General features: G+C 67.7%; 22 protein-coding genes. 12 read left to right on the top strand and 10 right to left on the bottom strand.

Annotation, left to right across the window (positions count from 1 at the left end):
• Positions 1–2: 2 nt before the first annotated feature.
• Positions 3–908 (bottom strand): peptidylprolyl isomerase, encoded by a 906-nt coding sequence (locus tag AC5Y4D_RS07945; protein ID WP_499944443.1) that lies wholly within the window; start codon positions 906–908, stop codon positions 3–5.
• Positions 909–951: 43 nt separating this feature from the next.
• On the opposite strand from AC5Y4D_RS07945, the gene AC5Y4D_RS07940 reads away from it, so the two are divergent.
• From AC5Y4D_RS07940 to AC5Y4D_RS07925, 4 genes are all read left to right on the top strand, one after another.
• A complete protein-coding gene (locus AC5Y4D_RS07940) occupies positions 952–1,614 on the top strand; it encodes an MBL fold metallo-hydrolase (protein ID WP_499944444.1) in 663 nt (220 codons plus the stop codon).
• The gene (gene hisS, locus AC5Y4D_RS07935) at positions 1,611–2,873 is read left to right on the top strand and encodes a histidine--tRNA ligase (protein WP_499944445.1); all 1,263 of its coding nucleotides are present in this window, start codon (positions 1,611–1,613) and stop codon (positions 2,871–2,873) included. Before AC5Y4D_RS07940 ends, hisS begins: the two co-directional genes overlap by 4 nt.
• A 231-nt stretch (positions 2,874–3,104) precedes the next feature.
• A complete protein-coding gene (locus AC5Y4D_RS07930) occupies positions 3,105–4,307 on the top strand; it encodes a PE-PPE domain-containing protein (RefSeq protein WP_499944446.1) in 1,203 nt (400 codons plus the stop codon).
• A gap of 43 nt (positions 4,308–4,350) precedes the next feature.
• Positions 4,351–5,379, top strand: a complete 1,029-nt coding sequence (locus tag AC5Y4D_RS07925) for an Rv2578c family radical SAM protein (RefSeq protein ID WP_499944447.1) — start codon at positions 4,351–4,353, stop codon at positions 5,377–5,379.
• Position 5,380: 1 nt separating this feature from the next.
• On the opposite strand, the gene AC5Y4D_RS07920 is transcribed toward AC5Y4D_RS07925, so the two are convergent.
• Positions 5,381–6,928 carry a purple acid phosphatase family protein gene (locus AC5Y4D_RS07920; RefSeq protein ID WP_499944592.1) on the bottom strand — a complete coding sequence of 516 codons (1,548 nt, stop codon included), beginning with the start codon at positions 6,926–6,928 and terminating at the stop codon, positions 5,381–5,383.
• Positions 6,929–7,025: 97 nt separating this feature from the next.
• Between AC5Y4D_RS07920 and AC5Y4D_RS07915 the strand changes: the two genes are divergently transcribed.
• Positions 7,026–7,469, top strand: a complete 444-nt coding sequence (locus AC5Y4D_RS07915; protein ID WP_499944448.1) for an Rv2576c family protein — start codon at positions 7,026–7,028, stop codon at positions 7,467–7,469.
• Positions 7,470–7,473: 4 nt separating this feature from the next.
• On the opposite strand, the gene AC5Y4D_RS07910 is transcribed toward AC5Y4D_RS07915, so the two are convergent.
• Positions 7,474–7,989, bottom strand: a complete 516-nt coding sequence (locus AC5Y4D_RS07910) for a helix-turn-helix domain-containing protein (protein ID WP_500036906.1) — start codon at positions 7,987–7,989, stop codon at positions 7,474–7,476.
• 49 nt (positions 7,990–8,038) lie between these two features.
• Between AC5Y4D_RS07910 and AC5Y4D_RS07905 the strand changes: the two genes are divergently transcribed.
• A complete protein-coding gene (locus AC5Y4D_RS07905) occupies positions 8,039–8,824 on the top strand; it encodes an aldolase (protein ID WP_500036905.1) in 786 nt (261 codons plus the stop codon).
• Between the two features lie 13 nt (positions 8,825–8,837).
• Positions 8,838–9,710, top strand: a complete 873-nt coding sequence (locus tag AC5Y4D_RS07900; protein ID WP_500036904.1) for a dihydrodipicolinate synthase family protein — start codon at positions 8,838–8,840, stop codon at positions 9,708–9,710.
• Here the strand turns inward: AC5Y4D_RS07900 and ypfJ are convergent.
• Genes ypfJ through AC5Y4D_RS07885 form a run of 3 tightly spaced genes read right to left on the bottom strand, consistent with a single transcriptional unit; the run spans position 9,707 to position 12,036 of the window.
• Complete coding sequence (ypfJ, locus tag AC5Y4D_RS07895) at positions 9,707–10,588, bottom strand: KPN_02809 family neutral zinc metallopeptidase (protein ID WP_500036903.1); 882 nt, start codon at positions 10,586–10,588, stop codon at positions 9,707–9,709. The genes AC5Y4D_RS07900 and ypfJ overlap by 4 nt on opposite strands.
• A gap of 45 nt (positions 10,589–10,633) precedes the next feature.
• Complete coding sequence (locus AC5Y4D_RS07890; RefSeq protein WP_500036902.1) at positions 10,634–11,137, bottom strand: SRPBCC family protein; 504 nt, start codon at positions 11,135–11,137, stop codon at positions 10,634–10,636.
• An 11-nt stretch (positions 11,138–11,148) separates the two neighbouring features.
• Entirely contained in the window at positions 11,149–12,036 is an 888-nt protein-coding gene (locus tag AC5Y4D_RS07885) for an oxidoreductase (RefSeq protein WP_500036914.1), read from the bottom strand.
• A 54-nt stretch (positions 12,037–12,090) separates the two neighbouring features.
• On the opposite strand from AC5Y4D_RS07885, the gene aspS reads away from it, so the two are divergent.
• From aspS to AC5Y4D_RS07870, 3 genes are read left to right on the top strand one after another with little or no spacing between them, the layout of a single operon-like run.
• Positions 12,091–13,884 carry an aspartate--tRNA ligase gene (aspS, locus tag AC5Y4D_RS07880; RefSeq protein ID WP_500036913.1) on the top strand — a complete coding sequence of 598 codons (1,794 nt, stop codon included), beginning with the start codon at positions 12,091–12,093 and terminating at the stop codon, positions 13,882–13,884.
• Positions 13,881–14,309, top strand: a complete 429-nt coding sequence (locus AC5Y4D_RS07875; RefSeq protein WP_500036901.1) for a nitroreductase family deazaflavin-dependent oxidoreductase — start codon at positions 13,881–13,883, stop codon at positions 14,307–14,309. The genes aspS and AC5Y4D_RS07875 overlap by 4 nt, the downstream gene beginning before the upstream one ends.
• 28 nt (positions 14,310–14,337) lie before the next feature.
• Positions 14,338–15,432, top strand: coding sequence for an FUSC family protein (locus AC5Y4D_RS07870; protein ID WP_500036900.1), 1,095 nt, complete (start codon positions 14,338–14,340; stop codon positions 15,430–15,432).
• Here AC5Y4D_RS07870 and AC5Y4D_RS07865 read toward each other — a convergent pair.
• Positions 15,404–15,793, bottom strand: coding sequence for an MmcQ/YjbR family DNA-binding protein (locus tag AC5Y4D_RS07865; protein WP_500036899.1), 390 nt, complete (start codon positions 15,791–15,793; stop codon positions 15,404–15,406). The genes AC5Y4D_RS07870 and AC5Y4D_RS07865 overlap by 29 nt on opposite strands.
• A gap of 50 nt (positions 15,794–15,843) precedes the next feature.
• Complete coding sequence (locus AC5Y4D_RS07860) at positions 15,844–17,082, bottom strand: esterase/lipase family protein (RefSeq protein ID WP_500036898.1); 1,239 nt, start codon at positions 17,080–17,082, stop codon at positions 15,844–15,846.
• Positions 17,083–17,182: 100 nt separating this feature from the next.
• Here AC5Y4D_RS07860 and AC5Y4D_RS07855 point away from each other — a divergent pair, with 100 nt between their 5' ends.
• Together AC5Y4D_RS07855 and AC5Y4D_RS07850 are read left to right on the top strand one after the other, a co-directional pair.
• On the top strand, positions 17,183–18,106 hold the full coding sequence (locus AC5Y4D_RS07855) for a transglutaminase family protein (protein WP_499944458.1): 924 nt from the start codon (positions 17,183–17,185) through the stop codon (positions 18,104–18,106).
• Entirely contained in the window at positions 18,099–19,127 is a 1,029-nt protein-coding gene (locus tag AC5Y4D_RS07850; RefSeq protein ID WP_499944459.1) for a zinc-binding metallopeptidase family protein, read from the top strand. The genes AC5Y4D_RS07855 and AC5Y4D_RS07850 overlap by 8 nt, the downstream gene beginning before the upstream one ends.
• Before the next feature lie 67 nt (positions 19,128–19,194).
• On the opposite strand, the gene AC5Y4D_RS07845 is transcribed toward AC5Y4D_RS07850, so the two are convergent.
• Positions 19,195–21,852 carry a circularly permuted type 2 ATP-grasp protein gene (locus AC5Y4D_RS07845; protein WP_500036897.1) on the bottom strand — a complete coding sequence of 886 codons (2,658 nt, stop codon included), beginning with the start codon at positions 21,850–21,852 and terminating at the stop codon, positions 19,195–19,197.
• 11 nt (positions 21,853–21,863) lie between these two features.
• Positions 21,864–25,193, bottom strand: coding sequence for a transglutaminase family protein (locus tag AC5Y4D_RS07840; RefSeq protein ID WP_499944461.1), 3,330 nt, complete (start codon positions 25,191–25,193; stop codon positions 21,864–21,866).
• Between the last annotated feature and the right edge of the window lie 81 nt (positions 25,194–25,274).

Genomic DNA, 25,274 nt, shown 5'->3' with positions numbered 1-25,274 from the left:
AGCTAGTCCGGCAGCAGCGAGGTGATGGTGACGTCGACGGCGGGCCGCGTCATGTCTCCGGCTCCTTCGACACCACCCGCGGCGATCTTGTCCAGGGTCGCCAGCCCGTCGGGCTGGATGGTGCCGAAGACCGTGTAATCCGGGGGTAGCGCGGAGTCGCGGAAGACCAGGAAGAACTGACTTCCGTTGCTGTTGGGCTGTTGAGAGTGCGCCATGGCCAGCGTGCCCCGCGGATAGATGGCGAGCTCCTGGAGCTTCTTGTCGTTCGGCGGGAACTGGTTGGTGGGGAACTCGTTGGCGAAGGAATACCCCGGACCCCCCGTACCGCTACCGGTGGGGTCGCCGCACTGCAAGATCGACAGTGCCGGCGAAGCGACCATCCGGTGGCACTTGGTGTCCTTGAAGAAATTCTGCGTGGCGAGGCTGATGAAACTGTTTACCGTGCAGGGGGATTGGTTGTTGGCCAGCATCAGCCCGATATTGCCCTGGTTGGTCGACATGCTGACGCTGATCTGGGCGGGTTCGGTCGGTACCTTGCCGGTGCGGGGCGGTTTGACCTCCTTGGCGGCCTTCTCCGGCGTCGCAGGGTACTGGCAGTTGGCACCCAGGTTGGGCGGCGCCTTGAACTGAGGCAGCGGCACGGCGTTGCCGAGCTGCACGGGCGGCAGATTGGCTGCCGATGGTGAGGCGGGTGCCGAACTGCTCGGCGTGCTGGACGCCGTCGGCGTGCCCTTGTGGTCGTCCTTCATGAACACGACGACGACGACGGCGACGACGACGGCGACTACTGCGGCGGCGGCTGCGGAGATCAGCCCGATGCGGCGTCGCTTGGCCCGTTTGGCGCGGGTTTCTATCTGCCGCTCGAGTTTGCGCTTGGCTGTGGCACGTCGCTGTTGGTTCGTTGGCACGGCCGCCATCTTTCCATGGCTCCGGGGATGGGAAACTGGGACGGTGTTGATCACCGGATTTCCCGCCGGGTTGCTGCAATGCAATTGCTATGTGCTGGCCGAACGGCCAGGAACCGACGCCGTCATCGTCGACCCGGGCCAGCGGGCAATGGCCCAGCTGCGGCGCATCCTCGACAAGAACCGGCTGACGCCGGCAGCGGTGTTGATCACGCACGGACACATCGACCACATCTGGTCGGCGCAGAAGGTCTCCGACACTTTCGGTTGCCCCACCTACATTCATCCCGAGGACCGGTTCATGCTCAAGGATCCGATTCACGGCCTCGGGCCGCGGGCCGCGCAGCTGTTCGCCGGCGCGTTCTTCCGCGAACCCAAGCAGATCGTCGAACTGGACCGGGACGGAGACAAGATCGACCTCGGCGGCATCTCGGTCAACGTCGACCACACTCCTGGGCACACCCGGGGCTCGGTGTGTTTCCGGGTTCTTGCCGACAAGGATCTGGTGTTCACCGGAGACACGTTGTTCGAGCGCTCGGTGGGCCGCACCGACCTGTTCGGCGGCAGCGGCCGGGACCTGCTGCGCTCGATCGTCGACAAACTGCTGGTCCTCGACGACCAGACCGTGGTACTTCCGGGGCATGGCAACACCACGACCATCGGCGCCGAACGTCGCTTCAACCCGTTCCTCGAAGGTCTGAGCCCGTGAGCGATTTCGCTGCCCCGAAGGGCGTTCCCGACTATTTCCCGCCGGACTCGGCTGCGTTCGTGGCGGTGCGCGACGGGTTGCTCGGAGCCGCCCGGCGGGCCGGTTACGGCCATATCGAGTTGCCGATCTTCGAGGACACCGCGTTGTTCGCACGCGGCGTGGGCGAATCCACCGACGTGGTGTCCAAGGAGATGTATACCTTCGCCGACCGCGGCGACCGCTCGGTGACGCTGCGTCCCGAGGGCACCGCCGGCGTGGTGCGCGCGGTGATCGAGCACGGGCTCGACCGCGGCACGCTGCCGGTGAAGCTGTCGTATGCGGGCCCGTTCTTCCGCTACGAACGGCCGCAGGCCGGCCGGTACCGGCAGCTGCAGCAGGTCGGTGTCGAGGCGATCGGCGTCGACGATCCGGCGCTGGACGCCGAGGTGATCGCCGTCGCCGACGCCGGGTTCCGCTCGTTGGGGCTGGACGGGTTCCGCCTCGAGGTCACCTCCCTGGGTGATGACAGCTGCCGCCCACAGTATCGAGAATTGTTGCAGGAGTTCCTCTTTGGGCTCGACCTCGACGAGGAGACCCGGCGCCGGGCAGCGGTGAATCCACTGCGCGTGCTCGACGACAAGCGTCCCGAGATCAAGGCGATGACGGCCGATGCACCGGTGCTGCTCGACCATCTCTCCGATGCTGCCAAGCAGCACTTCGACACGGTCCTGATGCACCTGGACGCCCTCGGTGTCCGCTACGTCATCAACCCCCGGATGGTGCGCGGTCTGGACTACTACACCAAGACCACATTCGAGTTCGTGCACGACGGGTTGGGTGCGCAGTCGGGCATCGGCGGCGGCGGTCGCTACGACGGCCTGATGCGCCAACTCGGTGGACAAGACTTGTCCGGCATCGGATTCGGGCTGGGTGTGGACCGGACTTTGTTGGCGTTGAAGGCGGAAGGCAAGAGCGTGGGGGAGACGTCGCGCTGCGACGTGTTCGGCGTGCCGTTGAGCGACGCGGCCAAGCTGCGATTGGCCGTCCTGGCCGGCGAGTTGCGTGCCGCCGGTGCCCGTGTCTACCTGGCCTACGGTGACCGAGGACTCAAGGGCGCGATGCGGGCCGCGGATCGCTCCGGAGCGCGGCTTGCGCTGGTCGCCGGAGACCGTGACATCGACGCCGGGACGATCGGCGTCAAGGATCTGCAGTCCGGCGAGCAGGTTTCAATTGCAGTCGATTCGGTTGTCGCCGAGGTAATTTCGCGGTTGGCGAAATAGCAAGCCGTTCTTTGCCTCCTACGTCAACTGCATGCACCACGCCGAAAAACCACTCAAACCCGACGACGACGAACCCGAATGACGCCACGCCTCAAGCACTTTGAATACATTTCGCGCATGGGCGAGAGAAACCCGATTTTCACGACTTCGCGATTTTCAACCGCGTCAGACAGGTAGGCTCACAGCCGCTATTCGAGGGTACGAGCCCCTCGTTGGCTCGAGGAGGCTCCGGTGGCGTACGTCGTGGCGGCGTCTGAGCTGTTGACGATCGCCGCAGCCGAGCTTGACGCGATGGAGGCGGGCCTCGGCGCTGTGAGCGCCGCAGTCGCACAGCCCACTTCGTCGCTGGCGGCCGCGGCGGCCGACGAGGTGTCGACCGGCATCGCTGCCCTCTTCGGGTCCTTCGGCCGGGAATTCCAGGCGGTTCAGGCCGTCGCGGCTCAGTTCCATCAGCGGTTCGTAGCCAACCTCGCGGCGACGGCGTCTGCGTATCTGGGCACCGAAGCTGCCAACGCCGCTGCGGCGGCGAGCGTGCGGTTGACGATCCCCGGTGCCGGACCGCTCTACAATCCGCAATTCCTCCTCCGCCTTCCTTACCTCGGACTGCCGCTACTCGCCGGCGGGGTACCGGGCCCGCTGTCGGCCTCCCTCCTGCAGGCCTACGACCTGCTGAACTTCGCCATCGGCGGGAACTGGTTCCCCGGCAGCGTCGCCCAGGTGGTCAATTACCCCGCCAGCATGGGCATTCTGAGCGGCAACCTGCTTGCTCCCGGCGTCAACGAGGCCGTCGCCATCGGACAGTGGGCACTCAACGGTCAGATCCTCGACGCGCTAGCCGCCGCCAATGGTTCGCCGGTGCAGGTTGCCGGGCTGTCGTTGGGCTCGATCGTGCTGAACCGCGAATTGGCCTATCTTGCAACTAATTTGAGCGCACCACCGGCTCATGCGTTGCAGTTCACCATGTTCTCCAATCCCGAATTGGGACTGTTTCGCACCTATCTTCCGACCGGCGCGACTCTGCCATTCGTCGATTACACGGTGCAGGGCTTGGCGAATACCCAGTACGACGTCAGCGTGGTGTTCGGTCAGTACGACGGATTCGGCAATCCGCCCGACCGGCCGTGGAATCTTCTGGCAGTGGTGAACGCGCTGTTCGGCACGGCGTACCAACACAACACGGTTTCGCTCGTACCGCTGTCGGATGCGGTGCAGTTGTCCAGCGTGACGACGTCGACGGGCGGCACGATCACCACCTATATGGTGCCCGCGCCGACGCTTCCGATGCTGCTCCCGCTCGCTCAACTCGGTGTGCCGCAACCGATCGTCGGCACCCTCAACTCACTGCTGAAGCCGATCGTGGACGCCGGCTACTCATCCGTCACCCCCGGAGCCGGACCCTACTTCTCCGGGGGATCCCTCGTCGGGTTGCTTTGACACCGCACTTGACGTCGTATCGAACTATTGTTCGAATAGGAGTATGCGTTGGGCCGATCAGGCGGTAGCTGTCAACGGGGAGCCGGTTGACGACGGTGCTCTGCCCGGGCTGCAGCGCGTCGGTCTGGTCAGAAGTGTGCGGGTCCCGCAGTTCGAGGGCATGACGTTCCATGAGGTGCTGTGCAAGTCGGCGCTGAACAAGGTGCCCAACGCGGCGGCGCTGCCGTTCAGCTACACCGTCAACGGCTACCGCGGCTGCTCCCACGCATGCCGCTATTGCTTCGCCCGCCCCACCCACGAGTACCTCGATTTCGATCCCGGCGCCGACTTCGACACCCAGGTCGTGGTCAAGACCAACGTCGTCGAGGTGCTGCGCCGGGAACTGCGCCGCCCGTCGTGGCGTCGGCACACCGTCGCGCTGGGCACCAACACCGACCCGTACCAGCGCGCCGAGGGCCGCTACGCACTGATGCCGGGCATCATCGCGGCGCTGGCCGGATCCGGGACGCCCATGTCGATCCTCACCAAGGGCACCTTGCTGCGCCGGGATCTTCCACTCATTTCCCTAGCGGCACAACAGGTTCCGCTTTCGGTGGCAGTGTCTCTGGCGGTCGGCGACCCGCAGCTGCACCGCGACGTCGAGCCGGGCACCCCCACGCCGCAGGCGCGGCTGGCGCTGATCACCGCGATCCGTGAGGCCAACCTGGACTGCCACGTCATGGTGGCACCCGTACTGCCGCACCTGACCGACTCGGTCGAGCACCTCGACAGCCTGCTCGGGCAGATCGCCGCCGCGGGAGCAACCAGCGTGACGATCTTCGGCCTGCACCTGCGGGGTTCCACCCGCGGCTGGTTCATGGCCTGGCTGACCCGCGCGCATCCCGGGCTGGTCGGCGTCTACCAAGAGCTGTACCGCCGGAGCGCGTATCTACCCCAGAGCTACCGGGACATGCTCCGCGACCGCGCCCGCCCGCTGCGGGCGAAGTACAAACTGGGCGCCGACAGCCGGCCGTCGACCCCACCAGCCGAAGTCGCGGTGATGCCCGAACCCGCGCAGCAGGCGCTGTTCTGAGTTAGCCGCGGCGTGGTTTGGTCAGGGTGAACTGATCGACCGCGGTCACCGCACCGTAGGGCCCGTTGACCGCGTAGTACGTCGCCTTGATCGAGGTGTTGCCGCCCGGTGGCCCGGGATCGACGTCGAATGACACGAAGCCGTACGGATTCTGCCGGTCCCGGAACGCCGACCAGGGTGCGTCTTCCATCACGTAGATCGGCTTTTTGTGTCCGTTGTCCGGGTCGATCTCGCCGACACCGGTGATCACGCGGCACCGGAGGTCGGGAAAAAACCTGCCGTTGGTCGGTCTCGAGGTGCCGCCCCCGCCGATCACGAGGTGCACCGTCCCCCGGGTCGGGTCGATGACGTCGGTGCGCAGGTCGACGGGGATCGGGGTCCGCGTGTCGGTGCCCATCGAGCCGCGCAGCGGATGCGAACGCTCGTAGTGGTGTTCGTGGCCGCACAACACCAGATCGACCTGGTGCTGGTCGAACAACGGCAGCCAGTCCTGCCTGATCCCCAGATCGGCACCGTTGGCCTCGGCGGTGGATATCGCCGTCTGATGCATGCAGACCACCAGCCAGTCGATGTCCGGATCGCGCCGCGCGGCGGCGAGTTCGCTTTCCAGCCAACGCCTTTGCTCACCGCCGGAGTAGCCGCGCACATAGGAGTTGCCGCCGTCCTGATAGGTCACGTCGTCGTTCTGCAAGACGATGACCCGCACCGATCCGGCGGTGAACGAGTACCACAGCCCGCGTAGCTCGGCACTGGCGCCGGAGTCCGGCACCGCGAAGAACGTCTGGAAGGCGCCGTAACCGATTGGGCCGTTGCCCTTTTCGTTCTCGTGATTACCCGCGGCCGGCATCCACGGTCGGTAACGCGCGGAGCGGGTGTTGTTCTCGAACCAGTCCGACCAGGTGCGGACGCGATCGCTGGCCAGGTTCGCGTAGCACAGGTCGCCGTTGACGAGGTTGAACAGCGGAGCCAGGCGTTCGATCGCGACGGTGGTGTCGCCGGCCGCGGGTGACCCGATGTGGTCGTTCACATACCTGCCGTCGGTCAACTTGTCCAGTCGCGGGGTCGACTGGTCGCCGAAACTGGTGAAACGCAGCGGCTTTCGCCCGGACGGCGCGGTACGTACGGTGCCCAGCTCCGGCGTGGTGCCGTCGTGCACCGCGGCGTACACGTAGTCGGTGTCCGGCGTCAGCCCGGACAGCCGCGCGTGATTGACGCGAATCTCGGTGCCGGATTTGCCATCCCGGTAGGTCCGCGTCTCGGCGGCCACGACGCTGCCGAAACCGCCGGTCGGTGTGCCCAGCATCACCCGCGGGTTGCGCACGGCGTCGGAGGTGTGCCACGACACCACGACCTCGGTACCGGCGTTGCGGCCGAACTGCAGATGCAGACCGCCCACCGGCGGCGCGCCGGTGCGATCGGGCTGGTACCAGACACCGGGCCCGCGTGAATCCGACAGCAACGCGGCCCCGCCCACCGCGACGCCGGCACCCACGATGGCCGAGGCCGCACCCGTCGTCAGCAAGGTGCGCCGGCTGATGCCCGGATTCATGTCGTTCACGCCCGCTTCATACCGAAGCCAAGCGAATCGCAGGTTAACGGTGCTCGACTCGCGTAGCGCCGGTAACGAATCCGGTAGCGTTTCCGATATGACGAACGTGCGAAAACTGGCAAGCGCGGTCGCAGCGGGCTTCCTCGGCGCGGCTGTGGTGGCGGCGACTCCGCCCGCGGTGTCACACGCGGATCCGACCGGACACCAGGTGACTTACACCATCACCACCACCGGCAACCTGACCGGCAACCTGCGCTACATCAGCAGCGATCCGCCCAGCCAGGCGGCTTTCGACGCCAACTCGGCGCAGTTCCTGACCACCGTGCCGACGACGTTCAGCGGTGGGGAAGCACTGGTGTACAACGCGACGTTGGCCAACCCGAACCAGTGGGCGTTCATCGCCGCCAGCGGCTCGTGCCGCTGGCCGGACTGCAGCTCGGGAGCCATCGCCGAGATCAAGTGCCAGATCGCCGTCGACGGCCAGGTGGTGGTCACCCAGCAGGCCACCACGGCTGTGACGTGCGCGACACGCCCCTGGTAGCTGCTCAGACGGTGTCGTTGTGGGTGACGACGACGACTTGCGCCGGCGCGGTGCCGACGTCCCGTAGTTTGTGCCCGACCGAGGCGTCGAAGTAGGCGCTGTCGCCGGTCTCGAGGGTGATGGTCTGGTCGCCGTAGCGCAGTTCGACGGTCCCCGCGTGCACGAAGACGAACTCCTGACCGCTGTGTTCGGGGTGCGGATCGGCTGAGGCGGTGCCGGTGGGCCGAACCACGAACGGCGACATCGACTTTCCGAGCAACGTCGGGGCCAGGGCGCGGTAGCGGCCAGCGTGCGGGTCGGCGCGGTCGACGGTGATCTTCTCCTCGGCCGCTTCGTCGGAGAAGAGCCGGCCCACGTCGACCTCGAGCGCCCGGGCGACTTTCAGCGCCACCGCGATCGACGGCGTGCTGTGGCCGCGCTCGATCTTGGACAGGTAACTCTTGGTCAGGCCGGTCTGTTTTGCGAGTTGATCCAGGGTGAGGCCGCGTTGTCTGCGGACGGCTCGCAGTCGTGCAGTCACCCGTCACCCCTTAATGACACAAAGTTTCCTATCGAGTACATTGTGTCATATGGCGTCCACGTTCACGGAGTCGAAATCCGAGTTGATGCGTCAGGCCCAGCAGCGACTGGACGCAGAATCCTTCGAGGCCCGGCTGACCACCCGGCAGAAGATCGCCCTTACCTGCCGGGCTCTGTTCGACGCCGGCCACGATTCCGGGCTGGCGGGTCAGATCACCGCACGGGCCGAAACGCCCGGAACGTATTTCACCCAGCGGTTGGGTCTGGGGTTCGACGAGATCACCGAAGACAACCTGTTGTTGGTCGACGAGGATCTCAACGTCCTCGAGGGCACCGGAATGGCCAATCCCGCCAACCGTTTTCACAGCTGGATCTATCGTGCACGCCCCGACGTGCAGTGCATCGTGCACACCCATCCCTTCCACGTGGCCGCGTTGTCGATGTTGGAAGTGCCGTTGATCGTCTCGCACATGGACACCACGCCGTTGTACGACGACTGCGCTTTCCTCGCCGAGTGGCCGGGTGTGCCGGTCGGCAACGAAGAGGGCGAGATCATCACGGCAGCGCTGGGCGACAAGAAGGCGGCGCTGCTGGCCCATCACGGGCAGCTGGTGGCCGGCGCCAGCGTCGAGGAAGCGTGTTCACTGGCGGTGCTGATCGAACGCGCCGCCAAGCTGCAGTTGGCCGCCATGGCCGCGGGCACCGTCAAGGCGCTGCCCGACGATCTGGCCCGCGAAGCCCACGACTGGACCCTGACGCAAGCGCGTAGCCGGGCGAACTTCGCCTACTACGCGCGCCGCGCGCTGGCGCGCCACCCGGACGCGCTGAGCAACTGAGAGGAGTAGGTCCGTGTCCACGATCCACGGCATCATCGCCTATCCGGTGACACCGTTCGCGCACAACGGAATTGACACCGATCGCCTCACCGCACTCGTCGACCGGCTGGTGTCCGCCGGGGTCCACGCCATCGCCCCGCTCGGCAGCACCGGAGAACTGGCCTACCTCGACGAGGCGGAGTTCGACACCGTCGTCGACACCACGATGAGCGCGGTCGACGGCCGGGTGCCGGTGATCGTGGGCGTCTCGGATGTCACCACCGCCAAGACGATTCGGCGCGCCGAGTATGCGCAGCAGGCCGGCGCGGATGCGGTGATGGTCCTGCCGGTCTCGTACTGGAAGCTCAGCGACCGTGAGGTCACCGAGCACTACCGCAGCATCGGCGCGTCCATCGGGATCCCGATCATGGCGTACAACAACCCGGCCACCAGCGGGGTCGACATGAGCCCGGAACTGCTGGTCGGCATGTTCAACAACATCGAGAACGTCACGATGGTCAAGGAATCCACCGGTGATCTGTCCCGGATGCGCCGGATCGCCGAACTCAGCGGCGGGCGCTTGCCCTATTACAACGGCAGCAACCCGCTGGTGCTCGACGCGCTGAAGGTGGGTGCGTCCGGATGGTGCACAGCCGCACCGAATCTGCGCCCGCAACCGTGCATCGATCTCTACGAGGCGGTGCGCGGCGGCGATTTGGACAAGGCGCAGGCTCTTTACGACGACCTCAAGCCGTTGCTGCAGTTCATCGTCGCCGGGGGCCTGCCCACCACCGTCAAGGCCGGTCTGGATCTGCTCGATTTCCCGGTCGGGGATCCGCGCCCCCCGCAGTTGCCGTTGGACGAGCAGGGCCGCGCCGAGTTGCGGGAGTTGCTGGCCGCGCGTTAGCCCAGGTCGTTGGTGCCGAAGGTGTCGCACTTGTTCGGCTCACCGGTCTGATATCCGACGGTGAACCATTTCTGGCGTTGGGCCGAGGAGCCGTGCGTCCAGGACTCCGGGTTGACGCGTCCGTTCACCTGCTCCTGGATGCGGTCGTCGCCCACCGAGGCCGCCGCCGACAGCGCGTCCTGAATGTCCTTGTCGCTCAGCGGATTCAAATACGGTTGGCCGGTGCTGTCCTGCTTGACCGTCGACGCGTAATGCGCCCAGACGCCGGCGTAGCAGTCGGCCTGCAACTCGGTGCGCACCCCGCCACCCTTGGCGCCCTGCGCACCCGACTGAGCCCGGCCCAAAGTGCCCTGCAGGTTCTGCACGTGGTGACCGTACTCGTGCGCCACCACATACTCTTCGGCGAAAGGCCCACCGCTGGAACCGAACCGGTCGACCAGGACCGAGAAGAAGTCGGTGTCGAAGTACGCCGTCTTGTCCACCGGGCAGTAGAAGGGCCCGACCTCGCTGCTCGCCGCCCCACATCCGGTGCTCACCGTGCCGCTGAACAACCGCACCTTCGGCCGGGAGTAGTTGGGCATCAGCTGTTTCCACACCGCGTCCAGTGAGTTGCCGGTGGCCACCACACGACACTGCACGTACCTGTTGGCGTCGGCACCGGTCTTGCACTTGGCCAAGTCGAAGCCCGGCGCCACGTCGCCACTGGTGTCGACGGGCTGCTGGCTGACCACCCCGCCGGGGTCGACGCCGAGCAGCATCGCGACCACCACGATCAGCAGTCCGCCGATGCCACCACCGATGGCGATCCGCCCCCCACCGCCGCCGCCCGAGGACGACGCGGCGCTGGTGTCGATCCGCATACCTTCGTTGAAGGTCATCGCACGCTCCCCGAGTCTGAGTTTGGCTACCCGCGCCGGACCAGCCTATCGCTGCTGCGCTGAAGCGAACCGAGTGTCGGTGTACGTGCGCAGGTTACGCAGGAACCGGCGCAGGCTCAGGTTCAACAGCGGACCGAATACCCGCATGCCCAGCCCCGCGCCGCGGGCCGGTTGCTGGGCCATGGTCCAGGTCAGCCGGCAGCCACCGGGAATGACCTGCACCCGGTAGTCTTCGGCGAACGCGGCGACCGCTTTGGTCGAGCACTCGTTGAAGCGAAAAGCCATGTGGGTGAACGGCTCCCACGCGATGAACTCTTCATTCCCGACGATGCCGCCGCGCATCTCGACGACCCGTGTGGTGCCGACACCGCGCGGCTCCGGGCTGGTCCAGGTGACCTTGGTGATCACCTTCGCCCAGCGTGGCCAGGATTGCGCGTCACCAAGAACCTCGAACAACTGCTCGGCTGTGATGGCCAGATCCACGCTGTTGCGGAAACGGTACGGCGCGGTGTCGATGAAGCTCAGGTCGACGCGTTCGCACGGGTGCATGACTGCAGACCCTAGCCGGGACCCTCACTCGCGGCCGCCAGCAGCGGCACGACGACATCGGTGATCGGGGTGGCCAGACCGTGCGCGCGGGCCTTTCGCGCGATCACGCCGTTGCGCAGGTCCCATTCCAGCGGCCGGTGCTGCTCGCGGTCGGCCAGGATCGAGGTGCCCATGTCCTCGGGGACCGTCCGGAACGAATTCACCAGCTGCTCGACGACGTCGTCACCGAGTCGGGCGCCCTCGGCGCGCGCCACGGCCAGGCATTCGGCGACGTAGCGCCGCGACAGTTCGGCGACGTCGTCGCGCCGGAACATGCCCGAGCGCCGCCCGGTGAGGACCATCAACCCGGCCAGTGCGTTGATCAGCAGCTTGCGCCAGTTCACCGTGACGAAGTCGGGGTCGCAGTCCACCCGGCAGCCGGCCCCGCGCAGCAATTCGGCCAGATTCTCGGCGGCGGTCCCGGTCGGCAGCACCAGCGCCGCCTCGCCCCGCAAGCGCACCCAGCCCTGCGGCTGGGTTTCCGCCGAAAACCAGACGCTGCCGGGCACGACGGTCGAGTCCGGGCAGAGTGGCTGTACCTGCTCGACCTGCTCGACTCCGTTCTGCAGCACGGCAACCAGGGTGTGCGGGCCGCACAACCGCGCCAGCCAGCCCGCCGCGGCCTGATTCTGGGTGGATTTCACCGCCAGCACCAACAGGTCCACCGGGCCGGTCACCGATTCGGGATCGGTGCACACCGGGCCGGGCACCACGATGGCGTCCGCGCCGTCGGGCCGCAGTTCGAGGTGGTCCCGTGGTGTGCGCCCGCACACCGACACCGGGTGGCCGGCCGCGTGCAGCAGCGCCGCGATGGTCGTACCGACGGCACCGGGACCCACGAGTGCGGTTTTCGTTGAGATACAGGCAAAGTACCGCGACAGAACCGGCCCTTTAGACTGGGCAGTCAATCAGCCCTGGATAGAGGAGTTTTTGTGCTGCGCAGCCACGCCGCCGGATCGCTTCGGGAAAGCGATGCCGGCCAGCAGGTGACGTTGGCCGGCTGGGTGGCCCGCCGGCGCGACCACGGTGGCGTCATCTTCATCGATTTGCGCGACGCGTCCGGGGTGACGCAGGTGGTGTTCCGCGATCCGCAGGTGCTGACCCAGGCGCACCGGTTGCGCGCGGAGTTCTGTGTGGCGGTCTCCGGCGTGGTCGAGGTCCGCCCGGAGGGCAACGCCAACCCCGAGATCGCCACCGGCGACATCGAGGTCAACGCCACGTCGTTGACCGTGCTGGGGGAGAGCGCCGCGCTGCCGTTCCAGCTCGACGAGCCCGCGGGGGAGGAGCTGCGGCTGAAGTACCGCTACCTGGACCTGCGCCGCGACGGCCCGGCTGCGGCAATTCGGTTGCGCTCGAAGGTGAATGCGGCGGCACGTGCGGTGCTGGCGAACCACGATTTCGTGGAGATCGAGACGCCGACGATCACCCGGTCCACCCCAGAGGGCGCGCGTGACTTCCTGGTGCCGGCCCGGCTGCGGCCCGGGACCTTCTACGCGCTGCCGCAGAGCCCGCAGCTGTTCAAGCAGCTGCTCATGGTGGCCGGGATGGAGCGCTACTACCAGATCGCGCGCTGCTACCGGGACGAGGACTTCCGCGCCGACCGGCAGCCCGAATTCACTCAGCTCGACATGGAACTCAGCTTCGTCGACGTCGAGGACGTCATCGCGATCTCCGAAGAGATCCTGACCGCGCTGTGGGCGCTGATCGGCTACCAGATTCCCAGACCCATCCCGCGGATGACCTACGCCGACGCGATGCGCCGGTTCGGTTCCGACAAGCCCGACCTGCGGTTCGGCCTCGAGCTCGTGGAGTGCGCAGAGTTCTTCCAGGACACCACCTTCCGCGTGTTCCAGGCGCCCTACGTCGGCGCCGTGGTGATGCCGGGCGGGGCGTCTCAGCCGCGCCGCACGCTGGACGGTTGGCAGGAATGGGCCAAGCAGCGCGGGCACCGCGGCCTGGCCTACGTGCTGGTCGGCGACGACGGCACGCTGACCGGTCCGGTCGCCAAGAACCTGTCCGACGCCGAACGCGACGGCCTGGCCGCGCACGTCGGGGCCGGCCCGGGGGACTGCATCTTCTTCTCCGCCGGCCCGGTCAAGACGTCCCGCGCGTTGCTGGGCGCGGCGCGGATCGAGATCGCCTCCCGGCTCGGGCTGATCGACCCGGACGCCTGGGCGTTCGTCTGGGTCGTCGACCCGCCGCTGTTCGAACCCGCCGACGACGCCGTCGAGGCCGGGGACGTGGCTGTCGGATCGGGAGCATGGACGGCGGTGCACCACGCCTTCACCTCGCCCAAGCCCGAGTTCGCCGAAGTCGTCGACACCGATCCCGGCAGCGTGCTGGCCGACGCCTACGACATCGTCTGCAACGGCAACGAGATCGGCGGCGGCTCGATCCGTATCCACCGCCGCGACATCCAGGAGCGGGTGTTCGCGGTGATGGGTCTGGGCAAGGCCGAAGCCGAGGAGAAGTTCGGATTCCTGTTGGAGGCGTTCACCTTCGGCGCTCCGCCGCACGGCGGCATCGCGTTCGGCTGGGACCGGATCAACGCGCTGCTGTCCGGGGTGGAGTCCATCCGGGAGGTGATCGCGTTCCCCAAGACCGGCGGCGGCGTCGACCCGCTGACCGATGCGCCGGCACCGATCACCGCCCAACAGCGCAAGGAATCGGGAATAGACTTCAAGCCCAAGCCCGTTGACGGGGCATGACGTTTCCGGACTCCGAGACAATCAAGGCGTTCAACCAGGCCATCGCCGACGAGTTCCGCGCCAACGAAGGCAAAGTCGGCGGCCAGTTCGCCGACGCGGACATCCTGCTGCTCACCACGACCGGCGCCAAGTCCGGCCAACCACGGCTGTCGCCGCTGGCCTACTTCCGCGTCGACGGCAAGCTCATCATCATCGGATCGTTTGCCGGTGCCGACGTCAACCCGGCCTGGGTGCACAATCTGCGCGCCAACCCGGCGGCCCACGTCGAGGTCGGCACCGAGGCGTATGACGTGGCCGCGCGCGAGTTGACGCCGCAGGAGCGCGACGAGATCTTCCCGCGGATCACCGCCGTGGCCCCCGGTTTCGCCGAGTATCAAGCCAAGACCAGCCGGGTGATTCCGCTGTTCGAGCTGCGACGGGTGTAGCCGAGCGCAAATGAGGTAAGTCAGCGTGATGGCCGAATCGCTGCTTGCCCGGACCCTCGGAGTCGGGGCCGCCGCTGTCCAGCGCCTGCGGATCGCGCTGTGGCCGATCATCCAGACCTCGGTGGCCGCCGGACTCGCCTGGTATCTCACCCACGACGTGCTGCACCATCCGCAGCCGTTCTTCGCGCCGATCGCGGCCGCGGTGTGCATGTCGGCGACCAACGTGCTGCGCGCCCGGCGGGCCGCCCAGATGATCGTCGGCGTCAGCCTGGGAATCGTGCTCGGCGCGGTTGTGCAGGAGCTGTTGGGCACCGCGGGGCTGGCGTTCGGGGTGGCGGTCTTCATCGCGTTGTGCTTCGCGGTCCTCGTCGGCACCGGGTTCATCGCCCAAGGCCTGATGTTCGTCAACCAGACCGCCGTCTCGGCCATCCTGGTACTGGCTTTCGCCCACACCGCGGGCATGGTCGGCGAGCGCATCTTCGACGCACTGGTCGGGGGCGGTCTGGCCATCGTGTTCAGCTTCTTGCTGTTCCCCGCCAACCCGGTCACCGTGCTGGCCACCGCACGCTCGGAAGTACTCAGCGCGCTGCACGAAACTTTCGAAGAGATCACCCGGGTGCTGAGCGATCCGGAACACGTCGCCCCGGACTGGCTGCTGGCCCGCGTCGACCTGCTGCACAACCAGATGGGCGCCCTGACCGAGGCGCGCAGCACCGCCCGCCTCATCGTGCGCCGGGCGCCGCTGCGGCTGTCCATGCGCAAGACCGTCGACGTCGTCGACCAGCAGGCGGCCCGGCTGGGGTTGTTGGCCAGCGCCGTGCTGCAACTGGCCCGGACCGTCCGGGCGCCGCTGTACCCGCGGCTGACCGAGCCGTTGCGCGCCGCGGTCGGCGAGCTGGCGCAGGCGACGTCGGCCGCGGATTCCGACGCCGCGACGGCCTGCGAACACACCGCCGCGGCCCGTGTGCACGCCGACGACCTGAAAGCCGCTGCGCAAACCCGGACCGAGGTGGTGCTCGCTGCGATCGTCGGAACCTGCATCGACGACCTGCAAGCGGTGGTCGACTGTCCCCGGTCCGTGACCGGGGCCGGCGTCACGGCGACTGGGCGAGAAACTCCTTGACCAGATGCTTCGGCGCCTGCGTCAGCCAAGCCTCGGTGATCAGTTCGCGGAGCTCCTCGACCCCGATCTCGGCCAGCCGGACCAGCACCGCCGCGTAGCCGTCGAAATGCGGCGTGGTGAAGTACACGTCCGGCTCGTCGGCGATCAACGCGAACTTGACGCCCTCGTCGGGCACCCGGACGCCGAGCAGGTCGCCGGACGGCGGCTCCACGCCGCTGCGGGTCAGCGCTTCGACGTCGGATTTACGCAGCGGCCGCTCCCACGCCATCAGCTTCTTGCCGACCCGCCAGTCGTGCGGTGCCTGCTCGGTGGTCAGCGGCAGCTCACCGACGATGCGGGCCACGTCGTCCCAGGTGGCCACGTCTTTGATTGTGCGCGCGGCCGCCCCGCTACGGAACGGTTATCGACGAACTAACCCGCAGACGTCAACGCCGGCGGCTGGCTGAGCCACGCCAGCAGTTTGTCGTAGACCAGCGGATGGTTGAGCAGGTCGAAGTGATTCAGGCCGGTCAACGTCAGGCCGTGCGCCGCCTCGAACGGAACCCGCCGGCCGCGACCCCGTCCCGAAGCGCTGCGCGGACGCACCAGGTGGTCGCCCATCAGCAGACCGAGCGCCCGCGGCGCGGCCGTGGTGGAGACGAAGTGGTAGACCGCGTCGGGCAGAAACGGCACCTCGCGGCAGCGATCCTGCAGGAACTCGTCGGGGTCGCAATCCCGCCAGTCCTCGTCGAGCAGCGCCCCGTACCGCAAGTCCTTCACCCCGGCGCTGCGCGTGTTGAGAAACGTGGCCAGACCGCGTGTTTCGGGCAGATGCGACAGTGCCCAGGACGCCGCGTTGACACCCTTTTCCAGGTCGGCACCCAGATGCGGGGACCCGAGGCAGACCACGTGCCGCACGCCGGCGGTCCAGGCGTGCTCCTGTTCGAGCCCGTAGTGGCAGGCGCTGCGGGCCACCAAGCCGCCCATCGAATGCCCCACCAGGGCGACTTCCTGCACCGGCACCGGCCACAGCGCGTGCAGTCGGTCCAGCAGGTCGGCCAGGTCCCGGCCGTTCTGCGAGATGTGGTGGCCGCTGTTGTAGCGCACGAAGACCGGTGTGAAGCCGAGGTCCTTGCGCAGCCGCTTGCCGTACGGGCGCAGCGGTTCGCCAGTGCGTGGCGGGCGCCACCAGGACCGCTCGGTCATGCACCAGCCGTGGGTGAAGACGACGACCCGGCCGGTGGCCTTGGGGAACGCGTCCGCGAGGGACTCCGCGGTCAGCGCAACCGGTAGCCGCTTTCGGCGGACCTGCATGGTGAGGGCGAAGCCGTTGGACCGGTTGGTCATCTCGTCGCCGTAGATGCCGTTGAGCGCCGCCAGCGCGCCGGCGATCCGGGGCCGTAACTCGACGGTTTCGTCCTCGTCGTTGCTGATCGTTTCGGCGGCCAGTGCGCCGGCACCGTAGAGGGATCGCCGGACCGCGCCGTCGACCGCGCAGTAGATGGTCTTGGCGGTGGTGTCGTGCACCAGTTGCACGGGTTTGGCCGCCGGACCGATCGAACCGAAGATGCGACTGGCGATTCCGCGATGCACGTCCCGGACCAGCGTGGTCAGCACCCGGGTGCCCTCGCCGGCCAGGTCGGCCAGCGATCGAATCTCTTGTCCCTGCACGACGAACTCCTTCCTGCGTTCAGTAAACAAGTGTTCACAATTCCTCCGTGTCGCGCAACCCGATCGGAACGGACCGCGATTTCGCAGTAGGTTTGGGCGTGTGACGGACTCTCGCGACACCAAGCGCTACCGGGTCACGCACCGCACCGAATACCGCTACTCCGACGTGGTGACCAGTTCGTACGGCCGCGGTTTCCTCACCCCGCGCGACTCGTTGCGGCAGCGCTGCGTCGCGCACCGGCTGGTCATCGACCCGGGGCCGGCCGACAGTTCCACCAGCCGCGACACCTACGGCAACCTCAGCTGCTACTTCCACGTCACCGAGCCGCACCGCAGCCTGAAGATCACCAGCGATTCCATCGTCGACGTGGGCCCGCCGACCTCGGGGATGTACACGAGCGGACCGGCGCTGAAACCGTGGGAAGCCGCCCGGCCGGTCGGGACGCAGGGCGCCCTGGCAACTGACTTCACGCTGGACCTCACCCCGGCCGAGATCACCGACGAGGTGCGCGACTACGCCGCCCCCAGCTTCGAGCCCGGCCGGCCGTTGGTGGACGTGCTGCGCGACCTCGCTTCACGGATCTTCCACGACTTCGCCTACCGCTCCGGATCGACGACCGTTTCCACTCGCGTCAGGGAGGTTCTGATTGCCCGCGAGGGGGTATGTCAAGACTTCGCCAGGCTGGCGATCGCCTGCCTGCGCGCCAATGGGTTGGCGGCCTGCTACGTATCCGGGTATCTGGCCACCGACCCACCCCCGGGAAAGGACCGAATGATCGGCATTGACGCCACTCACGCCTGGGCTTCGGTGTGGACGCCCCAGCAGCCCGGCCAGCACGAGTGGATGGGACTCGACCCGACCAACGACGCGCTGGTCGACCAGCGTTACATTGTGGTCGGCCGCGGTCGTGACTATGCCGACGTGCCCCCGTTGCGCGGCATCATCTACACCAACTCCAAGCGCAGTGTGATCGACGTCGGGGTCGACGTCGTCCCGTTCGAAGGGGATGTGCTCGATGCGTGACTTCCACTGCCCCAACTGCGGCCAGCGGCTGGCTTTCGAGAACTCCGAATGCCTGAATTGCGGTAGCGCCCTTGGGTTCTCCCTTGACCAGATGGCACTTCTGGTGATCGCGAAGAAAGACGAAGACGACCACGCCGGTGCCGTCGCTGCCGCCGACTACCAGTTGTGCGCCAATCTGTATGTGGCCGAATGCAATTGGCTGGTCCCGGTGAATCATCCCGGCGGTCTGTGCGAATCGTGCTCGCTGACCATCGAGCGCCCGAACGACGACGATCAGGTGGGGCTGCCCGAATTCGCCCGCGCCGAGGCGGCCAAGCGCAGGCTGGTGGTGGAACTGCGCGAACTGAAGCTGCCGATCATCGGACGCGACGAGGATCCCGACTACGGGCTGGCCTTCCGGCTGCTGTCCAGTGCGCACGAGAACGTCATCACCGGTCACGAAAACGGTGTCATCACACTGGATCTGGCCGAAGGCGACGACGTGCACCGCGAGCAGTTGCGGGTGGAGATGGAGGAGCCGTACCGCACCCTGCTGGGCCATTTCCGTCACGAGGTCGGCCACTACTACTTCTATCGGCTGATCAGGTCGCCGGAGTACCTGGAGCGGTTCAACGAGTTGTTCGGCGACCCGGACGCCGACTACCAGGCCGCGCTGAATCGGCATTACAGCGAGGGTGCGCCCGAGGGCTGGCAGGAGAACTTCGTCTCGTCTTATGCGACCATGCACGCCGCCGAGGACTGGGCCGAGACGTTCGCCCACTATCTGCACATCCGCGACACGCTGGACACGTCGGCGTCGTGCGGTCTGGCGCCGGCGGCGGCGACTTTCGACCGGCCGCCGTTGGGGCCCAGCGCTTTTCCCACCATCATCGAGATGTGGCTGCCGCTGTCCTGGTCGCTGAACATGGTGAACCGGTCGATGGGTCACGACGACCTGTACCCGTTCGTGCTGCCGCCGGCGGTGCTGGACAAGATGCAGTTCGTACACACGGTCATCGACGAGACGACGTCGCAGCTCTAGCGCGAGCAGACGCAAAAGCCCCCATTTCGTGCCGAAATGAGGGGCTTTTGCGTCTGCTCGCGCAACGTTAGGCGGGCATCGTGCGGCGCTCGTCGGGGCCACCCCACAGGGGCTGCATGCCACCGGGCAGCGCCAACTGCGTCGCGGCGAGCGCGTCGGCCAGGTCGCGCAGCGCGGCGTGCACCCAGGTGAGCAACTCGGCCAGCTCCTCGCGATGTCCGTCGACGAGCTCTTCCAGTTCGGCGGGATCGGACCGGCGCAACCGGGTGCCGATCTCGTCGACGATGCGTTCGGGGCGCGACGATCCCGACGACCCGGGCAGGTCTTTGAGGTTGGCCCGCAACCGTTCCAGCTGATAGAGCAGCGACCGCGGGTTCTGCGGGTCGAACAGCATCAGATCGGTGACCGCGGCGACGCTGATCTTGCCCAGCGTGCGGCGCCGGTAGATCACCGAGGACTCGCAGGCCATCAGCGTCGCCTCGACGATGGACTGCTCGGCGACGGTCCCGCGCACGATGGTCAGCGTGTCGGCCAGCAGCGCGGTCAACCACAGTCCGCGCTCGATGCGTTTGCCGATGTCCATCATCGTCCAGCCGACGTCGCGGACCATCGACTCGCCGGCCACTCCCGACAAAGTCAACATGCCGGCCAGCGCCTGCGACTGGGCGGCGGCCAGCAGGGCATCCGCTTCGGCCAGCGACTGCGGCGGATCGGCGCGAAGCGCCACGGCGCGTTCGACATTGGCCAGCACCATCCAGGTGTCGTTGGACAGCTGGTCGCGCACCGCCCGGGCCGCCAACGCCAGACCTTCCACCGATTGGATCAACGATCCCGGACGGGCCAGGTCCACGGTCATCGACCACAGCGTCGACGGGGTCACCGCGATCATCTCGGCGTGATCGCCGCCCGCCCCGGTGTCGGTGCCGGTGATGCGGCCCAGCGCCGCCATCAGCACCGGGACGCATTCGCTTTCCTCGCTGTCCTGGTGGTGCCGGTAGACGTGGTAGCGCTCCCGCGCGACGATCAGCAGCCGGGCCATGTTCTCCGCACGTTCGCCGTAGCGCCCCATCCAGAACAGATCCGACAACACCCGCGGCGAACTGACCCCCCAGGTGCCCGCGCCGGTCTTGACCGGTTGCGGCGCCGACGGCAGGCTGACCGTCTCGGCGGTCGCGCGCTCCGTCGGGCGCACCCAGACATCCTTGGCTGCAACGGTTTTCATCGTGTACCCGGCCGGCCCGGGGGCCACCACGTAGCCCAGGCCGCCGATCATCGGCGCATAGCCGCCGCGTTGGGCGACGGTGAACAACCGCATCCCGACACCCCCCGAGGACAGCACGCCAGCATGATCGGTGGGCGCGGTGGAGAACGTCGGCAACTGCTGACCGACCCAGCGCCACGGCGCGGTCTCGATGCGGGCAGCCAGCCGGCTCAGCTGCGCGGACGAAAGCGTCGGCCCGACAACGGTTTCCCCGCCGTCTACCGGCCTGATCAACAGCGACGACAGATTCGCCAACACGTGGGAGAGCTCGGCTGCGATGCCTCCCCAGTAGACCGGCGTGGTCTGCAGCAGCGGCTCTTCGCCCAGTAGGCGCTCGGCCAACTCGGGCAGAAATCGAAGCAGCCCAGGGCTTTCCAGGAACCCGCTGCCCAGCGTGTTGACCACGGTCACCGCGCCCCGGTGCAGCGCCTCGACGAGTCCGACCACCCCGAGCCGCGAATCAGCGCGAAGATCCAAAGGATCCACGTAGGCCGCGTCGACCCGGCGCAACACCACATCGACCTGTTTCAGCGTGCCCAGCGAGCGCATCCACAACTTGCCTTCGCGGACCACCAGATCCGCGCTCTCCACCAACGGGAACCCCAGCAGCGTGGCCAGATACGCCTGGTCGAACGCGGTCTCGGAATAGATCCCGGGGCTCAGCACCACCACCACCGGGTCCTGCACCACGTCGGGCGCGGCGTCGATCAGCGCCAGCCGCAGCGCCTGGGCGAACGGCGTGGTCGCCCGGGGCGCGATCCGTTCGTAGAGGTCGGGGATCGCGTGTGCCAGCACCCTCCGGTCGGCCAACGCGTAGCCGGCGCCCGACGGTGCCTGGGTCCAGTCGGCGTTGACGCAGAAGCTGCCGTCGGAGAGCCGGCTGACATCGCAGCCGTGCATGAACAGCTGATGGTGGCCGGGCACCTTGATTCCGGTGGCGGGCCGCAGGTAACCCGGGTGGGCGAACACCAGCTGGGCCGGCAACAAACCCTCGGTCAGCAGGTTGCGCGGCCCGTACAGGTCGGCCAGCACGGCGTCCAGGAGCCGGGAGCGCTGCACCAGGCCGGCTTCCAGCACGTCCCAATCGGCGGCGGAAACCACCAGCGGCAGCGTGTCCAGCCGCCACGGACCGGGCTCGGGACCGTGCCCGACGGGCAGTTCGCGGGCGGCCTGGGCGTCCGAGACCCCGGTGTAGGTGATGCCGTCGTGGTCGATCAGGCTGTGCACCACCGAACGGAGCCGGTCCAGTCCACTGCGGCCGCGCTCGCCGATCGCGTCGGCCAGCTCGTCCCAGCCGGGCCGGATGTTGCCGTCGGCGTCGACGAACTCGTCGTAGCCCACGCCGGGACCGTCGCGCAGTTCGAACAGCGCCTCCTGGGTGCGGGCGGTGCGGTACCCGGCCAACAGGCGGTCGACGTCGTAGCGACGGTCCCCGGCGACCACCGCCGACCCACTCACGCTCATGCCGACTGTCACTACTGCTGCACGGTACGCACGCGTCGCAGATCGAGGATTCCCGGCGCGCCGACATCGGTGAACAAACGCGCCTGTTTCTCCCGGAGGCCCGCGAGGTCGAGCTTGCCGGGGGTGAAACCGGTCGCCTCGAATCTGCGGGCCCGGCGCGACTCGGCTTCCACGGCGTTGATCGGCGGTTCGTCGTAGGCCCGACCGCCGGGGTGTGCGACGTGGTAGGTGCAGCCGCCGCGCGAGGTTCCGGTGGTCAGGTCGATCAACTCGAACTGCAGCGGGACGTCGGTGGAGATGGTGGGGTGCAGAGCGCTGGGCGGCTGCCACGCCTTGAACCGCACCCCGCCGACGTGGATGTCGGGATTGTCGGTGGCCAGCAACGGGACGGGGTAGCCGTTGCAGGTCACCGCATAGCGATGGCGATCGGCGCCGATGACGCGGACCTGAACGCGCTCGACCGAGGAGTCCACGTAGCGGGCGGTGCCAGTGGCGGTCGACTCCTCACCGAGGGTGTTCCACGGTTCGATGGCCCCGCGCAGCTCGACCTCCACGCCGTCGAACACCGCGGTGCCGATGCGCGGGAAGCGGAACTCGGTGAACGGGTCCAGCCAGCTGGTCTCGAACGGGACGCCCTGGGCGCGCAGGTCGGCGGCCACGTCAGCGATGTCGTGAATGAGGAAGTGCGGCAACAGGTATCGGCCGTGCAAATTGGCGCCGTGGCGGATCAGGGGAGCACGCAGCGGCTGTTCCCAGAACCACACCACCAGCGAGCGCACCAGCAGCGACTGCACCATCGCCATCCGCAGGTGCGGCGGCATCTCGAAGCCGCGCAGCTCGAGCAGACCGAGCCGGCCGCGGGGACCCTCCGGGCTGTACAGCTTGTCGATACAGAACTCGGCGCGATGGGTGTTGCCGGTGATGTCGGTCAGCAGATGCCGCAGCGCCCGGTCGGTCACCCATGGTTTCGCCCCGCCGCCCGCCGAGAGCCGCGCGATCTCGGCGAACGCAATCTCCAACTCGTACAGCGATTCCGCCCGGCCCTCGTCGACGCGCGGCGCCTGGGAGGTGGTGCCGACGAACCGGCCGGCGAACACATAAGACAGCGACGGGTGCCGCTGCCAGTAGGTCAGCAACGACACCAGCAGGTCCGGGCGGCGCAGCAGCGGTGAGTCGGTGGGCGTGACACCCCCGAGAGTGATGTGGTTGCCTCCGCCGGTGCCGCCGTGGGTGCCGTCGATGTCGAACGACTCGGTGGACAGCCGGGCCTGCCGCGCTTCTTCGTACAGCGTTTCCAGCTGCTGTCGCTGCTCGTCGAAACTGGCCGTCGGCGCGACGTTCACCTCGATCACACCGGGGTCCGGGGTGACCGTCGTCGAGATCAGCCGCGGGTCGGTCGGCGGGCTGTAACCCTCGATCACAACCGGGCAGTCGGCCTTGGCGACTGCGGTCTCCACCCGGCTGAGCAGGTCGACGAAGTCCTCCAATGCCGCGATGGGCGGCAGGAAGATGTACAACAACCCGTCGCGTACCTCGGCGACGAGCGCGGTCGTCGGCGCGCCCTCCGGGTCGGTCACCACCGCGCGATCCGCGCTCTGCGGTTCCGGCGTCAGCGTCTTGCCGACGGTCCCGGGGTCGACCTCGAACGTCGTGGGTGGCGGGCGCCAGCTGATCGAATCCAGCGGCAGCCGCAGCCCGGCCGGCGAATCGCCCGCGGTGAGCACCAGACGGCCGCGGCGCAGTCGCCAGTCCGCGCTGGCCCAACCGGAGCCGTCCTCGCGGCGGTGCAACGGAAGCACGTAAGCCGCTGGCGTCGTGACGGATTCGTCCAGGCCCAGCACCAGCGCACCAGGGCTCGACTCGTCGCCGTGACCCGGGACCAGGTCGTCGGTCGGCGCCACCGGATCCCCGTCCGGCAACCGCACCTCCGACGCCAGTCGCGCCAGCGGGTCCTCATAGGCGGGGCGGACCTGGGTGCCCGGCAGGCCCAGACCCTCGGCGATCGTCGACAACACCTCGCCCCCGGTCCCCTCATCGACCGGTCCTGGCCGTTCGTCCGCCCACGGGTCGGCCAGCAGCCTCTCGTCGGTCCACAGCGCGCGACCGTCGGCGCGCCAGTACAGCCCGATCTGCCAGCGCGGCAACGGCTCGCCGGGGTACCACTTGCCCTGGCTGCGCTGGACCAGCCCCTGCGGCGCCCACTGCGCCTTGAGCCGCGCGGCCAGTTCCGAAGCCAGGCGCCGCTTGTGGGGCCCGTCGGCGGCGGTACGCCACTCCTCGTCGACCTGGTTGTCCACCGACACGAACGTCGGCTCACCGCCGACCGTCAGCCGCACATCGCCGGCGGCCAGCCGCTGGTCGACCTGGCGGCCCACCGCGCAGATCGAGGCCCAGGCGTCGTCGGTGTAGGGCAGCGTCACGCGCGGGTCTTCGTGGACCCGGGTGACGGTGTTGGAGTACTCCAGGATCGAAGTACACGGATCGGTGCTGCCGGTGATCGGCGCCGCCGACGACGGATGCGGCGTCGCTGCCAGCGGGATGTGGCCTTCGCCGGCGAACAGACCGGACGTCGGGTCCAGTCCGATCCAGCCCGCGCCCGGGATGTACACCTCGGTCCACGCATGCAGGTCGGTGAAGTCGGCGGCCGGTCCCGACGGGCCGTCCAAGGCTTCGACGTCGGACGCCAACTGCACCAGATAACCCGACACGAACCGGGCGGCCAACCCGAGTTGCCGCAGGATCGACACCAGCAGCCACGCCGAGTCCCGACAGGAACCGACGCCGCTGCGCAGCGTGAAATCCGGTGTCTGAACGCCGGGTTCCATCCGCAGGCTGTAGCTGACGTCGGCGTTGATCGCGTGGTTGAGCGCGACCAGGAAGTCGATGGTGCGGGTGCCATCGGGCACCGCGAAGTTCCGGACCCAGGCCCGGGCCAGGTCGCCGGGACCCGACCCGTCGCCGTCTTCGTCGACCGGCCGCATGAACGGTTCCAGATCGTGGGCCAGCGCCTTGGGGTACAAAGATCTGCCCGCGTCCCACGTCTCGGCCCAGTCCTCGATGAAGAAGTCGAACGGGTTGATCACCTTGAGGTCGGCGATCAATCCGACGGTGATGCTGAGGCGTTGGGTCGGTTTGGGGAAGACCAGCCGCGCCAGGAAGTTTCCCAGCGCGTCCTGCTGCCAGTTGATGAAGTGCTCACCGGGGTCCACCCGCAGCGAATAGGCCTCGATCGGCGTGCGCGAATGAGGCGCCGGACGCAACCGCACGACGTGCGGATACACCTGGACCAGCTTGTCAAAGGTGTAACTGGTGCGGTGCTCCAGTGCAACTTTGATGCTCATAGGTGCTGATCCCATCACACAAGACAGCCGCCCGCAGCGCGCACCGTTTCCGGATTGTGCTGCGGGCGGCAGTCATTCGTT

The sequence above is a fragment of the Mycobacterium sp. NGS67 genome (genome assembly GCF_059812185.1).
This window is presented reverse-complemented; position numbering and strand designations above follow the sequence as displayed.